Here is a 16,578-nt window from a genome sequence, read left to right as displayed (position 1 = left end):
TATAGCTATTTTGATTTAACATTTGCAGCAAGATGAGAAATGCCGTTTTGGATTGGGAGGGAACATGGGTTACTGCTGCTCGTCCGGGCGAGCGACTTTAGTTTACGCGCGATAAATCAAAGGAGGGTAATTTGGTTATCCTAATTTATCTAATGTTAAAATTCTTATATTGAAGACTATATACATAGAATAGGACGCTCATTGCGCTCCAATCAACGATCAATAATCTAAATAAGAATGCGAAAAATTGTCTTAATTGTTTCATTATTGGTGGTATTGATAAGCTCCTGCAAAGGTGAAAAATCAGTGGAAATTGTGGAGGTGCAAGCCTCCGACAAACCCAATATCGTTTGGATTTATTTGGAGGACACGGCACCCTTTTTTGGGTGTTATGGAGTTCCATTGGTTGCCACACCAAATATAGACAGTCTAGCCACTAGGGGAATGCTCTTTAAAAATGTATTTATGCCCGCCCCTGTATGTTCGGCAAGTAGGTCCAGTATCATTACGGGTATGATGTCTACCAGTTTTGGGGCACAGAACCACCACAGTTCCAGGACTACTGAATCGGCCATATATTTGCCGGAACGGGCCAAAACGATTCCTGAACTATTCAAGGATGCCGGATATTTCACCTTCAACAATGGAAAGGACGATTATAATTTTGTCTACGATAGGAAAGACCTGTATGATCAAGAGTATCTATATCATCCCCTGTACGGGAAAAGTGGTGTACGGTTGGATTTGGCTAGCTTGAAAGGGAAGGAGCCCTTTTTTGGGCAGATTCAGATGTACGGGGGAAAGGAAATCTTCAATTCTCAGTTCAAGGATAATGTGGCTTCCCCGGTGGACCGTTCGCAGATACAACTGCCACCTTATTTGCCCCATCACCAGGCAATTGTGGAAGAATATGCCAACCATCTGGATGCCATTCAGATTACCGATCAAAAAGTAGGAGGGATTTTGGATAAACTCAGGGAAAACGATCTCTTGAGGAACACTATAGTTTTCTTTTTTTCCGATCATGGAATGCGTTTGACCAGGAATAAGCAATTCCTTTATGATGGTGGCGTGCAGGTGCCCATGATCATTGCCGATTTTAGGGAAGGGAAATCAAAAATACAAGCAGGATCCGTGAATTCCAACCTGATGGCTGGATTGGATTTGGGAACTACTGCCTTGGCCCTGGCCGAAATCCCCATTCCGGAATATATGGAAGGCAGGGATATCTTTAACAATGCCATAGCGCCCAGGGAGTATGTGATAATGACCCGTGACCGTTGCGATTTTACCATAGACCGGATACGATCCGTGCGTTCCAATGAGTTTAAGTATATCCGAAACTTTATGACGGACAGGCCTTATACACAACCTACGTATATGGATTTTGATAAGGTAGAGTTTGTAGGGGTAATGAAACAATTGCATGCAGAAGGAAAGTTGAATGAGGCACAAGATCGCTTTATGGCTGCTGAGCGGCCCTCGGAAGAATTGTATGATATAAATGAGGATCCTTTTGAATTGAACAATTTGGCGCAAAATCCCCAATATTCCAAAGTATTGGAGAAATACCGTTCTGTATTGGATGAATGGGTTTTGGAAACCGATGACAAAGGACAATACGGAGAGGTTGAGGCCGGTTTGAAATTCATGTTGGGTATATGGGGAAAGGACTGTGTAAATCCAGAGTACGATGTTCTCAGAAAAAAATATCCAAATTTTGAAGGATCTTTAGTTTATTTAAAGAGTGAAGCCTCCAAAAAAGTGGAACCCGATTTTGTTGGCACCCCGCTTTTTGATATTGAAGGGAATCAACTTGTTCAATTTTCTCTAAGGCCTATTGATGCGGAATAAAATACCGTGGTATTTGTGACTACTATTATTTATACTATTGGGTACCTAAATCTAAGGGGCATTACTTATAAATGTGCATTTTCCTGACCTAAATCATTTCAAAAATTTCCAACAACCATTACCTTGTTTTGAAAATAAATAATCCAGAAAATCATCGGAAAATGGCTACCATAACTAAACAAGAGTTACAGGATTTAGAAAGCATTCGCAATGTTCATTGTATATCTATTTATATGCCTACCCATCAAAAAGGGGAAGAGGTATTACAACAAGAGGATGCCAAACTACTAAAAAATCATTTAAAGGAAGTTAAACTTAAATTGGAGCAGGAACCTTTGGGTAAAAGGGAAATTTCAGAATTGATTGCCCCTATTCAAGAGCTGATTCATGACGGGGAGTTTTGGCGGCACCAATCCAATGGACTGGCACTTTTTTTAACCAACGGAATCGTTAAAAAATACACACTTCCCATTTCTTTTAAGCCCTTTAACCACGTGGCCAACAGTTTATATCTGACACCTTTATTGCCAATGTTCACAGGGGACGATTCGTTTTTTTTACTTTGGTTGCAACTGGAAAAGGTGAAATTGTATAAGAAAACACGCTATTATAGCTCAGAAATACAAATTGAAGATAAAATTCCGAGCCGTATGGAGGAAAGGGTAGGGTATGATTATGAACAGAAGAGCTTGCAGTTCAGAAGTCAGCAGGAAGGTCACGGAGCGGCTGCGTTTCATGGTCATGGAGAGGCAGACCGAGATCGGAAGAATGAGATCGAAAGGTATTTTTCGGCTTTGGACAGGGGACTGATGACCTTGATTCAAAATGAAAGCAAGCCTTTGATTATTGCTTGTCAAGATTATTTGTTTCCAATTTATCAAAAGGTAAATACCTACAAATATCTCTTGGCGGATCATATTTCTTTTGATCCTACCGAAACGGATGAGTCCAAATTGCGGGAATTGGCATGGAAAAAGTTGAGCCCCGTTTTTGATAAGGAACGTCTTGAAAAAATAGAAATTTTTAAAAAGTTTGACGGTACTTCAAGAACATCTTCAGATATAGAGCAAATTATTCCAGCGGCCATACTAGGAAAAATAGATTCTTTGTTCATACAGAAAAATGAAGATATATGGGGAATTTATGAACCTGAAAAAGATTTGGTTAGAGTGGACAAAGAATTGCTTCCGTCCAATGTATCACTCTTAAATAGGGCGGCCATGAAAACGTTTTTGAATGGAGGAAAGGTCTATCTATTGGAAAAGGAGGATATGCCAAATCCCTTTTCCAAAATTAATGCCCTATATAGATATTAATTTTTCTCTATTTACCTATGGCAAGTCTGCCATTGCGTCTTTTACCATTAAAATCTCCAAGGCAATTGTATGATCCTTTTTTTTCTGGCATACCCTTTTTCTTTCGGACAGGGTAATTATGAATACGAAAACATGACTTTAGCCTAAATATGTACCAACGGAATTGGATGATTATAAGGGCTATATTAGGCTTGGAAAGGCAAATTCTTTTACAACTTAAATATGCTTTCTGCTTAGTAAACAATTTTTGATCGAGACTAGGAGATCCGAAAGGTCAGATGGTTTTACAATAAAGTCATAGGCACCCAAGTCAATGCCTTTTTTGATTTCCTTTTTTTCACTTCTGGCGCTGAAAAAAATCAAAGGTATATTTTTAAGGTCGGGATGGGATCCCAATTTTTTCAATAGTTCAAATCCTCCCATTTCAGGCATCCAGAGGTCACTTATAATGAGGTCTGGCAAGAATTTCAAAATTTTCTCAAAGCCTTCTTTACCATTTGTGGCAGTTATTACGGCATAACCTTCCATCTCCAATAGTTCAGAGGTATTTTCAAGTATGGTACTGTTGTCTTCAACAATTAGAATAGTAGCCATTGGTTGTTAATAGGTTATGGGAACTGGTAAATGCGATAGTCTTAAGGTAGTGAATTTTTCAATAAAATTCCAATTACATATAAGGGTAAAACGATTTTTGTAGAGGTTTCAGGAAATAGGAATTATAATGGTAAAAATGCTGCCCTTCCCCAAAACACTCTTAAATTTAATATTTCCTCCGAACAATTCCAAATATCGTTGAACGATACTAAGTCCCAGGCCTGTGCCCTGTATATGTTCTACATTCCTGGCCCTAAAAAAACTTGAAAAAAGATTTTCTTGGTCTTCTTCGGGGATACCCAAACCTTGGTCCTCAATGGTTATTTTAAGATGATCCAACCTAATACTGCTTTTAACGTTTATTTGGTCATTGGAGTATTTCAACGCGTTGGACAGTAGGTTAAGGATGATATTCCTTAAAATTTTTGGGTCCAAATTTAGTTTTTTTGATCCCGTATGCTGGTATACAATATGCTGGCCTTTTTTGAGTAGGCCTTTCATATCGGCGATAATTTCTTGAACAAACGGTTCCAAATCAAAGACTTCCTTATTGATCTGTATAATTCCCTTATCCAACTGGTGCAAGGATAAAAAATCATCCAAAATATTTACAAAATGGTCCACGGAAGATTTAATTCGGGCAATATGTTTGTTGGATTTATCATACTGGCCCAAGCTGTTATATCTTTCTATTAAAATAATGGACGACATTACAATTGTAATGGGGGTTCGCAATTCGTGCGAAGCAATGGTGATAAAGTTACTTTTTAAATCATTGATCCTTTTTTCCGCTTCCAAGGCTTTGATCAACTCTTTGGTGCGTTCTTGTATTTTTAATTCTAGATTATCGGTATAGGTCTGCTTGTCCTCTTCCAATTTTGTTCGGACAGTAATGTCCTCACCTGCACTTAATATTCCTATTTGGTCGCCATTCTTGCCCAATAAGGTGGTATTGTGCCAAGACATTATAAGTTCTTCCCCGTTTTTACACCTCACTTTGCACTCCAATTCCGGGGCCAATAATTTTATTTTGCGTTCAAAATCGATTAGGCTTGGGTCATCCTCTCCTCCATTTTCTTCATATATTAAGAAGTCGAACCAGTTTTGACCCAAAAGCTCCACTCTTTCATATCCAAAAAGGTTGCAACCCTTTTGATTGATCATTTGAATTTTGTGTTCTTTGTCTGTTAGCAAAAAAACAACTGGGGCCAGATCTAAATACTGTTGTATTTTTTCCTTCTCATTTTGAAGGGCCTTATGTTGTTGTTGAAGAATCCTGGCTTGTCTCACCTCCGTTATATCCTGCATGGATAGGCGACACTGTAATTGCCCCTTTATGTTTTTTGTAACGGTGCCCTGTACAAGTGCGGGAAATGAACCACGATCGTTTCGTTTAATTTCCAGCTCAAAGGGCTTTAATACACCGTTTTTGAAAGCTTCCTGTAATTTAATAAATAGTATGTGAGCCTCGTTTACCTCCATAAAGGCGGACAGTGGCCTTTTTATAATTTTGGTTCTATTTATGGCCAACAGCGAACAGGCGGTAAGATTAATGTTGTCTATTAGCCCCTTCTCATTCAATATGATATAGCCTATGGGAGCAAAATCAAATAGATCGGTATATTGATCGCGAATGTCCTCCAGGTGATGCTGGGCTTCACGTAATTCTTGGTTCTGCATTTCCAACTCTACCTGATGCACTTCAAGTTCTTGCATTAGTTCCTTGGCCTGGTCCACGGTTAGTTCCGATTGATCCGAGGGTGTTGTACTAACCTTGGCCTCTGCTTTGGAACGCAAGTTGCTGGAACGGGAACCTTTATCGACCATTTTTTTTGGCTTTTAGGATTTCCAATTCTTTTTCAGCAGCGACAAGATCTGTAATATCAATGGAAGAACAGGCTACGCCCGTTACTCTTTGTTCTTCGCTAATGGGGCGAACCATCAGATCATAAAACCGGGCTTCACCACTTATTTTTAACTCTAATGTGGCCCTTTCCGGTTTACCAGTATTCAGTACTTTTCGTTTTATATTTTCCAATTTTTTGGCATCCTCCTCGGAAAAGAAATCCCCATCTTTTTTTTCGATCATATTTCTAAACTGAAAATCTGGATGTATGTTTGCCATACTGGTATAAATGAGCTGATCGTTTTGGGTATAGACCACGGTTTTTGTCATTTCCAGGATATGCTCGTACTCTTTTTTGAAGTCGAGCAATTGTTCCCCTAACTTCTTTTCTTGGGTAATGTCCACAAAAGTTATAACAACACCCGCAATGACATTTTCGGAAGTTCGATAGGGCATAATTTGCATCTGATACCAAAGACCATCACTACTTTTTACCGCTGTTTTATAAGGGGTTAATTTGTTAAGTACGGTCTGGGCATCCTTCATAATGCCGTTGTAGATGAGATTGGAGGACAAATGGTCTATAGGTCTACCTACGTCCGAATTAATAAGATTGATTATTTTGGACATGGCAGGCGTAAACCGTTTTATCTTTAGGTCAGAATCTAAAAAAATAGTTCCAATTTCGGTACTGGCAAGTAAATTGTTCATGTCATCATAGGCCCTCGCCAACTCGTCTATTTTACCTTGGAGTTCCGTATTTACGGTTACTATTTCTTCGTTTACGCTTTGTAATTCTTCTTTGGAGGTTTCCATTTCCTCATTGGTGCTCTGCAATTCCTCATTGCTGGATTGGAGTTCTTCATTGGAGGATTTCAGTTCTTCATTGGATATTTCCAATTGTTCTATGGTAGAACGCAAATACTCTTTGGTAGCGGTCAGTTCCTGCTCCAATGCCTGAATTTCTGTTATATCCTCTGGTTTTTTTTCAAGGGTAACTTTTGGCTTCACGGTTGGGGTATCCACATCTTCAAAGGTTACCATCCAATATTCTATGTTGGCATCCAATTGGGATAAGGGCCTGATCGTTAGGTTTATGGCTTGTAGGGTGCCATTGGTTTTTACTAGGACATTTTTTTTGACTTCCATTTTTTTGATCCTGCGACTAGTGGAAATTAGGGCGCTAAGATCGCTTTTAAGACCTTCGCGTGCCATGTCAATAATGTTCAGTCTAGCCTCTCCAGGGGAGGGTTGTAGGTATTTACCCGTATTCCCCGAAAAATAGAGTGCATCGCCCTTGAAATTGATAATAGCGCAGGCGGGGGCATAGTTGGCCAGCAATACTTTTGAGGTAATATTTGCCAAACTGGACTGCCATTCCCGCTTATGGGCAGGTATGTTTACGGTTTTTATGGGAATGGGTTCTTGGAAAAGATGTCCAATATCCGGCATCTCCGCCCTTTGGGCATCCTTGAATTTGAAAATTTTATGTTTCCTATCCAATACGTCAAAGAATCGGGCATATTCGCCCAGTGATTCCGAATTGCCCAGAAGTAATATGCCTTCCGGATTCAGGGCATAATGGAAGATGGCAAAAACCTTTTTTTGTGCCTCCAAATTAAGATAAATAAGCAAATTCCTGCAACTTATCATATCCAGTTTCGAAAATGGAGGGTCTTTTATGATATTGTGTTCCGCAAATACGATTTGATCTCGGATTCCTTTTTTTATTCTATAGGTATGTTTGTCCCCATGAAAATAATGGGACAATCTATTGGGGTCAATATCAACGGCAATGGTTTCTGGATAAATTCCCTGTCGGGCGGTATAAATGGCATTTTCGTCCAAGTCAGATGCAAATATTTGAACCTTTAACGCCTTGGGCTGATTTTTTATAACCTCATCGAATAAAATGGCCAGGGAATAAGCTTCTTCCCCGGTAGAGCATCCAGGGACCCACAAACGGATGGTATCCCCATCATTTTTGTCGGCAATAATCTTTTTAACAACTTTTTCTTTAAGGCTGTCAAAAATTTCCTTGTCCCTAAAAAAACTGGTAACCCCTATAAGAAGTTCCTTAAACAGCTTTTGTACTTCCTCTGGGTTTGTTTGAAGATACTTTATGTAGTCTTCCAGTTTTTCGATCTGATTGAGCGCCATACGTTTTTCAATACGGCGAACAACGGTACTGCTTTTGTAATCAGCAAAGTTACAACCGGTTTCATTGCGCAATAGGATAAAAACCTTTTCTAAGAGCTGGTGGGGTGTTTGTACTTGTAGTGGAATTCCCTTTGGTTCAAATTTCCGATTCTTGGCATATTTTAGGAGAACTTCCGGCATTTTCTTAACAGGTAGCACAAAATCTTCCACCCCTGCTTCTATGGCACTTCTTGGCATACCGTCATATTTGGCAGTTTCGGGGTCTTGCACTATGGATAGTCCTCCTTTGCCCTTTATGTCCTTTAAGCTTAGTGTTCCTTCCCTTCCCGTACCGGATAAGATAATTCCGATGGCCCGATCGGTCCGGTCTTCGGCCAAAGATCTTAGGAAAAAATCTATTGGTTTACGAAAGCCTCTAGGGGCCATGGGCTCCATAAGGTGCAATACCCCTTGAAAAATGGCCATATCCTTGTTGGGAGGTATTATATAAACGTGGTTGGGGAGCACCTTTGTGTTGTCCCTAACCTGGGTTACTTCCATTTTAGTATGGTTTTTTAGTAACTGAACCATAAGACTTTTATGGGTAGGATCTAAATGTTGTACCAATACGAAAGCCATTCCAGAAGTTGGCGGCATGGTATCAAAAAACTCTTTGAAAGCCTCCAGTCCACCTGCGGAGGCTCCCATACCCACTATAAGGAAATTATTTTCCTTGTCCTTTTTCGGCCCCTTCTTTTTTAGTGGTGCTTTTTTTTTGTTGGCCGTAGTAATATTGGTCGCTTCTTGTTTTGTCATGGTATTGTAATGATCACTTGTGCGGAACAATCACTGTCAAAGTTAGCCAAATGTACTAAAGCAGGTGGACTACTTCAATGATTAAAGTCAGTATCCACGTTATTCCGCCCGAGATATGACGTAAAAGTTAAAAATACAAAGAAATCTGTTTGGTGTAGAGGACGCTATTAAAATAGGATGTTTGGCAATCAAAAATGGTATCGTGGACCCTTTAATTTCAAAGGCTGATTTTTTAGGATTACTATTTCCAAAATCGCTCCAAAATGGAACTTTTTTATAATTCTTGTAGGATGGATAATTGGTTTAGAATAAGGAATAAGGTTTGTAGAATGTATTATCCGTGCTTAATTGGGCCCATTGAACGGTCTTGGATTATTACATAATACATTATTTCTAGGATAAGTAAATTTAAAAGGACCGACATATCTTGGATATCCCGGTCCTTCAGGTATTTTAATTAAGTTCCTCCTGGTCAGCTAAATCCAATTTGGAACGTACTAGCTACGTTGTTTGGATTTTTGCATGACAGAAGAATAAAATCGCAATACCTTTATATGACCTCTAAGGCATTACTGCTTAGAAGTTTGTAGGTTTTATGATTTTAGAAAAAAACAGGAGGCCGAAACCTCCCGTTTCCCATAAAGAAATGGACTACGTTTTTGCCGATAATTGGGCTTTCAGGTGACTCTGTTGCTAGAACACCATAATTGATCAGTTACGGGGCCAACCTTGGCCATTCCTTTACTAAGGTCGTTATCATCTTACAATGATAGCGACCAATGTCTTAATGCTTTAAAGAAACCGGAACACCTAGATGTTCCGGTTTCCAAGAAACTTTCAATTCTGCCCAATGACCTCTTACACTGATCCCTAATAGGAGCTATCACTAGATCCGTTCGCAATTCAAATGGTATAAAGGGTGCCCTTGACCGTTTCTGTATCTTGGGAATCTTAAGGTATGCAATTTAAAATTCCTCTTTATGTATTTTCAAAGAACTGTTTAACTTTTAAGAACATCGCTAAATTATGATACCTTGCGCATATGTAAAATGACCTAGATCAGTTTAAGTAATTTTTTTTAGGTTTTATAAATTGGGGTATTGGAACCCGGTTAATATGATGGGTGAAAATCAACTTTGACGCCCATTATATAAAATACAAAGTGCGGTTCATAAATATTATTGGATTTGCTTTACCAATGTAATGAGGATTAGGAATTAAAATCTTCCAATATTTTGATGGCTTCTTCATCGGATACCTGATCAAAATCCATGTAAAATTGTCCCACAGCCTGAAAATTAAAGGGGGTCTCCAAGCACACCACTTCGTCAACATAAGTAGCGTTCCTTAATTTTTGTACTGTTGATTTGGGAGCCACTGGTATGGCGATCATTATTTTTTCCGGTTTTTGGTCATAGACCAGTTGTGCGGTGACCCGTATGGTATTGCCTGTGGCGATGCCATCGTCAATAATGATTACGATTTTGTCCTTTAAGGCTATCGGAAACCTATTCTTATAATATTGTGCTTGTCTTTTTTTGAGCTTTTCGCGAAGACGTTTCTTTTCTTTCTCGATATAGTCGATTGAAACCTCTATGTTGTCGTCCAGGATAATATTGTTGAGACTTACAGCCCCAATGGCAAATTCCTTGTTGAAGGGATGCCCAATTTTTTTTGAAAGGGCAACATCCAATTGAGCGTTCAAAGATTTGGCAACAATGGCTCCTAGGGGTAATCCACCGCGAGGAATTGCTAAAATCACTACATTTTCTTTGTCTTTATATGAGCTTAGCTTTTTGGCAAGCTGTTCTCCAGCGTCAATTCTGTCCTTAAACATCTTAATCTTTTTTAGTTGTAAAACATTTTCTAAACCAAGTTGCGGAAAGTTCTGCAACCTTTTCCAGCTTTCCTTCTTCTTCAAAAAGGTGACTTGCCCTTGGAACTATTTCAAGTTTTCGTGTGCAGGCAACTTTAGCATAGGCCTTGATATTCAGTTCCAGGACGGCCGCGTCTTTCCCACCCACAATAAATAGGGTTGGAGCGGTAACCTCAGGTATTTCAGATAAGGCAAGATCTGGTCTTCCGCCCCTGGAGACGATGGCCTTTATATCTTGCTTAAAAAATGCGGCCGCTCTAAGTGCAGACGCTGCTCCCGTACTGGCCCCAAAATATCCTATGGAAAATCCCTGGGTTTCTTTTTGTGACTGTACCCATTTTGTTACCTCAATTAATCTTTGGGTCAATAGATCAATATTGAAGCGAGTTTCATAGATTTCATCTTCACTTTCCGTTAATAAGTCGAACAAAAGGGTAGCAAGCCTACTTTGTTGAAGTACGTTTGCCACGTAATTGTTCCTTGGACTGAGTCGACTGCTACCACTGCCGTGGGAAAACAATACCAATCCCCTGGCATTTTCCGGGATGTGCAAATGGCCTTTTAAAATTACGTTATTTAATGGAATTGAAATGGTATTATATATTTCTCTTATTATCATAATGCTGTTATTTTAAAGGGACTGGCACCTTGGAAATTTTTATAGATCATTTGTAACCTACCTAACTTTCGCCCTATAATTAGATTGGCCAAATAGATGTTCCTGGGGATGGTAAGTTATATTGGGTTGGCAAGGCCATCAATTAACAAAGTAGACCTAATATCAGAGGAATCCAATGATTTATGTCATATGCACTTATGCATTGGGAACTTGGATATAGAATCCTAGGCCGATGGCTCAATTAAAATATTGAAGGGGATATAGATAAGATACGTTTCGGGATGGGCCTCATAGATTTTTAATACGGTTGGCCAAAAATCCGAAATAAAAAAACCCTTAGAATTAAGGGTTTTTGGACTTAAATAATAATTTATACTTAGCTAGGCTTTACCTATGACTAAGGGTGGCTTGAGCTAATTTGAAGCTGCTTAAAGTTTTACCAATTCCTTTGCATTTATTGCCTCCTTGAGTTTAGCCTTTATTTGGCGGTGGCTATTAAAAAATGGCTTTCCGTTTTTACGCTTTAAATAGACTTCTATACTGCCATCTGGCAACTCCTTCTTGTCGGAAACGACCACTTTGCTTTTAAATAATGTTTTGTAATTGGGTATGCCTCCTTTTTTTATGATAAAGTTCATCCTGGGCAATTTTATATGTTCATATAAATTGGATGACGGACTTCCGATCATTAATTCCGAACCGACTACTATATCATCAAATTTTGGTGTATTTGTGGCCTGAGCCAAACTTAATGAACAAAAAATAGAAAGAAGTGCGATAGTTTTTTTCATAGCTATTGTTGATTTTTTTGAAATAATTAATTGATAATGCATTTTTTCAGCGGAAAAATAGTAAATAATCCAGAAATCTCCATCTTAAGATTTTCTTAAAAATACAGTTCCTCAGGATGTGAGCGAGTAAAATAAACTCAAGTTTAAGGCAAATTAAATCCCTAAAGAACCACGTCTGAAGGGATTTTATTTTCGCCAATTTTATGAAGCTTGATTAAGCTAGTTGGAATTAATAGGATATTTTATAAATAGTGCCTTTAAGATCTTCACTTACATAGAGCTCGCCTTTGGGGCCCTGTGCCAAACCACATGGTCTATTCTGTATGGGGCCACTGGGATTTGCCAAGTCGATTCCGGAAAAGTTATCCGCAAAAATCTCCCAATTTCCATTGGGTTTACCATCCTTAAAGGGCACAAAGGCCACAAAATAGCCTTTTTTTAGCTCTGGGGACTGACCATGGAAAGCAATAAAAGCGCCATTTTTATATTTTTCAGGGAACATATTTCCAGTATAGAAAAGAATATCATTTGGAGCTAAATGGGCAGGGAATGCCAATAGGGGATCTATGGCGTTTTCGCCGGCTGTTTTTTCCCCATCGCCCCCATATTCAGGAGCTAGCATTTTCTTTTTCTTAAACTGATCGTAATAGATGTAGGGCCATCCGGCATCATCACCATCATGTAATTCATACAATGTTTCGGCCGGAAGCTCTGCACTGTGCTTGGCGGTATAGTAATCCGGATAAAAATCATGGAAAGCACCGCGTCCATGAACAGCAGCAAATAAGGTGTTGGTTTTAAAGTTCCAAGCAGTGGCTACAGCATTTTTAACCCCAGTGGCATATCGCTTACCATTGGATAAGGATTGATTTAGTTTATCGGCCTTGAATTGCCAAATTCCTCCAGCAGAATCCAGGATAGCGCAGGGCATAATGCCGTTTCCGGTACCTTCTTCACGACAGGAATCGTTCCATGAGCCAATGGTGACATACAAGTTGGAATTATCGTCCATTACAAACGATTTTGCATTGTCACGGCCCTTATCCGCTAGTCCGTCCACAATATTCTCTGGATTATCAATATCGATAATTTCGTCCTGTCCATTTAATTTATAACGATAGATACCAGAATTTGAGGAGGTGTATAAGTAACCGCCTTTAATCAAGATGCCGGTCCCGGCGAGATTGCCAAATTGCTGTTCTTCATCAATTTTCCCGTCTTGGTCGTTATCCTTTAATAAAACAATGGCCTTATCATCCTTTAGTTTAGACCTATTTACGTAAATATCTCCGTTTTTGGAAACGGTCATATGTCTTAGATTTCCCAAATCTTGTGCTACAACTTCGATAGAAAATCCTTCGGGGATTGCTATAACGGTTTCATTGATAGGTTCCGTTTTTTGTGGAGATTTCTCCTTGCATTGAGTGGTTAAGCCCAATAAAACAATCATTGACAAATAAGGTACTAAAGTGCGGGAAATGAAGTTTTTCATAAATATGTTTTGGTATAGTTTGATAAAGCTCTAAAGATAGCATATCAATATTATTTTTAAGAGAAAAATAAAAACAGTCTCATATCTGTCATAGTATTTTTATTTTTAAGTCCAAGGACACATGACTATATTATCCTTATTTTGGTAGTTGGTTTATTGGTTCATGGGAGAGTTCAATAGTGTAGGTCAAATTAAATGGAATATAGCAAGATTAGAATAATTGCAGATCAGGCGGTTAAAATCGCCGCTGAAAATTTTAATGTTCAAGGTACGGCCAATCCATTGCCTGGGGAAATCGATTTTAATTTTAAGATCGATGCATCGGATGGACAGCAGTATATTTTGAAAGTCTCCCGGCCCAACGAGAACGAGGATTATTTGGACTTTCAACAGAAATTGCTGCTCTACGCCAGCGAACATGCCAAAGATCTAACATCTCCCCAGGTCGTTCCGGATAGGCGGGGGAATCTGATTTCTGAGATCAGGGACGATTATGGGCAGATCAGGAAGGTGCGGCTTCTGTCCTGGATATCAGGAAGGGTCTGGAGTGGGGTGAATCCCCAATTGGATGATCTTCGGTATAGTCTGGGGGAACAATGTGGGAGACTCACCAAGGCTTTGCAAGGTTTTGACCATCCCGAGGCCCATCGGGAATTTGTCTGGGACATAAGTCAGGGAAATTGGACCACAGAATATCTTGACCTTTTTAAGAATGGGGACAAAGAAGTTATCTCCTATTTTCAGAATCAATTTAAAGAGTCGCAGCCCGGTTATTCCAAGTTACGCAAGGCAGTGGTACACAATGACGCCAACGACAACAATGTTATTGTTTCCGGGGACCTGATCGATCCCCATGTGATCTCCGCAATAGATTTTGGGGATTCGGTCCATACGCAGATCATTAACGACCTGGCCGTGGCCTGTGCCTATGCCATCATGGGGCACAATGACCCCTTGGAGGCCGCAATGCCCATTGTACAGGGCTATCACCATGCCTTTCCTTTGGAAGAAACGGAACTGGAACATTTGTACATGGCCATCGCCATGCGCCTAGTAATATCCGTAACCAAATCGGCCATCAATAAAAAGGAGGAACCGGACAATAGCTATCTGTTGATCAGCGAAGAACCGGCCTGGGAACTGCTCCGGAAATGGAGGGACATCAATGCGGATTTTGCCCATTTTAGTTTTAGGGGTGCATGTGGATATACCGCCCACCCAAAAGAAGAAGAATTCTTGGCCTGGGCCAAAAAGCATTCCTTCTCCCTGGATAAACTCTTTCCCAGTGTAGGTTCCAACACAGTATACCCCTTGGATCTTAGTGTGTCCAGTAAATGGTTGGGGCATGAAAAGGACTTTAACGATCTGGATTATTTTCAGTATAGACTTAATAAACTGCAGGGAGAACATCCTTCCAAAATATTGGCCGGAGGTTATCTTGAGCCCCGCCCTCTCTACACCACTACGTCCTATGATAAGATCGGGAACAAAGGGAGGGAGAGTAGGAGCATTCACTTGGGGGTCGATTTTTGGTTGCCGGCGGCTACAGCGGTACATGCCCTTTTTGACGGGGAGGTGGTCACCGCTGTAAATGATGCAGGGGACAAGGAATACGGTGGACTGGTAATTTTGAGGCACCGGGAGGAAGGCTTTGAGTTTTATACCCTATACGGACATTTATCGGTGGGCAGTGCCATCCGGCATAAGCTTGGCGCCCATTTAAGGGCAGGCGATGAAATTGGTGTCCTGGGCAGTTGTGCGGAGAACGGCAATTGGGCCCCGCATCTGCATTTTCAGATCATGCTTTCCATGCTCGAATTTAAAATTGATTTCCCCGGAGTGGGGTATTACAGTCAGACCCACTTATGGAAAAGCCTTTGTCCGGACCCCAACCTTTTGTTTCAGGCCAAGGGACTGGAGGGAAGGCAAGCTACTTCCAATGCAGATATCCTGGAATATAGAAATCAGCATTTGGGAAAAAGCCTAAGCCTGCAGTACAAGGTGCCCATTAAAATGGTTCGGGGTGCAGGGCAGTACCTAATGGACCAATATGGCAGGAAGTACCTGGATACCGTAAACAATGTGGCCCATGTGGGGCATGAACATCCAGAAGTGGTAAGGGCGGGACAGGAACAAATGGCCTTGATCAATACCAATAGTCGGTATTTGCACGAAAATATAAATGAGCTGGCCAAGGAGCTGTTGGAGACCCTGCCTCCAGAATTAAGTGTGCTCCATTTTGTTAATTCCGGCAGTGAGGCCAACGAGTTGGCAATCCGTATGGTAAAGGCCGCTACCGGGCAGCGCGACATAATCGCCTCTGAAGTAGGCTACCATGGCAACACCAATATGTGCATCGATATCAGTTCTTATAAGTTTGATGGAAAGGGAGGCCAGGGCGCTCCGGAACATACCCATATTTTTCCACTTCCCGATGCCTTTAGGGGCAAGTACCGGGGAGAAAATACGGGAGAACAATATGCCTTGGAGGTCAAAAAGCAGATGGACATTATACTGGACAAGGGAAGGGGAGTTGGAGCCTTCATCATAGAACCCATTATTAGCTGTGGGGGACAGATAGAATTACCGGAGGGATTCTTGGCCAAGGCCTATCAATACGTTAGGGAAGCGGGCGGACTCTGTATTTCCGATGAGGTGCAGGTGGGTTGTGGCCGTATGGGCACTACATTCTGGGGCTTCCAATTGCACGGGGTGGTCCCCGATATCGTGACCGTAGGGAAACCCCTTGGCAACGGACATCCCCTGGCTGCTGTGGCCTGTACCCAAGAAGTAGCGGAAAGATTTGCCAATGGAATGGAGTATTTCAACACCTTTGGGGGCAATCCCGTGTCGTGTGCCATAGGTACCGAGGTCATGAGGGTGGTAAAACGGGAGAAGCTACAAGAACATGCATTGGCGGTTGGAACTTATTTAAAAAAGGAACTAAGAATTCTGGTGAGGGAATTTCCCATTATTGGTGATGTAAGGGGCCAGGGACTTTTCTTGGGGTTGGAGTTGGTGGATGAAAATATGGAACCTTTGGCGGAAAAGACCGATTATTTGGCCAACCGTATGAAGGACCACGGAATCCTTATGAGCACGGACGGCCCGGACCATAACGTATTAAAAATCAAACCTCCTATGGTCTTTACCCAGGAAAATGCCAGCGAACTAATTTTTTACCTTAGAAAAATTTTGGGCGAGGATTTTATGAAATTATAATGCTCAATACTTG

The 16,578-nt window shown here is 40.7% G+C and carries 10 protein-coding genes; 3 read left to right on the top strand and 7 right to left on the bottom strand.

Annotated elements, in window-relative coordinates; all coding sequences use genetic code 11:
- The first annotated feature begins 237 nt into the window (after positions 1 to 237).
- Both H4O18_RS04970 and H4O18_RS04965 read left to right on the top strand, forming a co-directional pair.
- Positions 238 to 1,854 (top strand): sulfatase-like hydrolase/transferase, encoded by a 1,617-nt coding sequence (locus H4O18_RS04970; RefSeq protein WP_187582030.1) that lies wholly within the window; start codon positions 238 to 240, stop codon positions 1,852 to 1,854.
- A gap of 161 nt (positions 1,855 to 2,015) precedes the next feature.
- Positions 2,016 to 3,170 carry a baeRF7 domain-containing protein gene (locus tag H4O18_RS04965; protein ID WP_187582028.1) on the top strand — a complete coding sequence of 385 codons (1,155 nt, stop codon included), beginning with the start codon at positions 2,016 to 2,018 and terminating at the stop codon, positions 3,168 to 3,170.
- A 216-nt stretch (positions 3,171 to 3,386) separates the two neighbouring features.
- Here the strand turns inward: H4O18_RS04965 and H4O18_RS04960 are convergent, their stop codons facing one another.
- The 7 genes from H4O18_RS04960 to H4O18_RS04930 form a co-directional block, all read right to left on the bottom strand.
- Entirely contained in the window at positions 3,387 to 3,764 is a 378-nt protein-coding gene (locus tag H4O18_RS04960; RefSeq protein ID WP_187582026.1) for a response regulator, read from the bottom strand.
- A gap of 108 nt (positions 3,765 to 3,872) precedes the next feature.
- On the bottom strand, positions 3,873 to 5,591 hold the full coding sequence (locus H4O18_RS04955) for a sensor histidine kinase (RefSeq protein ID WP_187582024.1): 1,719 nt from the start codon (positions 5,589 to 5,591) through the stop codon (positions 3,873 to 3,875).
- Positions 5,581 to 8,565 (bottom strand): chemotaxis protein CheB, encoded by a 2,985-nt coding sequence (locus H4O18_RS04950; protein ID WP_187582022.1) that lies wholly within the window; start codon positions 8,563 to 8,565, stop codon positions 5,581 to 5,583. Before H4O18_RS04950 ends, H4O18_RS04955 begins: the two co-directional genes overlap by 11 nt.
- Positions 8,566 to 9,775: 1,210 nt before the next feature.
- Entirely contained in the window at positions 9,776 to 10,402 is a 627-nt protein-coding gene (locus H4O18_RS04945) for a phosphoribosyltransferase (RefSeq protein WP_187582020.1), read from the bottom strand.
- Between the two features lies 1 nt (position 10,403).
- Positions 10,404 to 11,060, bottom strand: coding sequence for a dienelactone hydrolase family protein (locus tag H4O18_RS04940; protein WP_187582018.1), 657 nt, complete (start codon positions 11,058 to 11,060; stop codon positions 10,404 to 10,406).
- 428 nt (positions 11,061 to 11,488) lie between these two features.
- Positions 11,489 to 11,851 carry a hypothetical protein gene (locus tag H4O18_RS04935; protein WP_187582016.1) on the bottom strand — a complete coding sequence of 121 codons (363 nt, stop codon included), beginning with the start codon at positions 11,849 to 11,851 and terminating at the stop codon, positions 11,489 to 11,491.
- Between the two features lie 229 nt (positions 11,852 to 12,080).
- A complete protein-coding gene (locus H4O18_RS04930) occupies positions 12,081 to 13,343 on the bottom strand; it encodes a PQQ-dependent sugar dehydrogenase (RefSeq protein ID WP_187582014.1) in 1,263 nt (420 codons plus the stop codon).
- A 195-nt stretch (positions 13,344 to 13,538) separates the two neighbouring features.
- Between H4O18_RS04930 and H4O18_RS04925 the strand changes: the two genes are divergently transcribed.
- Positions 13,539 to 16,565: an aminotransferase class III-fold pyridoxal phosphate-dependent enzyme gene (locus H4O18_RS04925; RefSeq protein ID WP_187582012.1), complete on the top strand. Its 3,027-nt coding sequence runs from the start codon at positions 13,539 to 13,541 to the stop codon at positions 16,563 to 16,565.
- Positions 16,566 to 16,578: the final 13 nt, after the last annotated feature.

The organism is Arenibacter arenosicollis, assembly GCF_014397245.1.
GTDB classification, from domain to species: domain Bacteria; phylum Bacteroidota; class Bacteroidia; order Flavobacteriales; family Flavobacteriaceae; genus Arenibacter; species Arenibacter arenosicollis.
The sequence above is the reverse complement of the archived record's forward strand: the minus strand, read 5'-3'. Positions and strand labels throughout refer to the sequence as shown.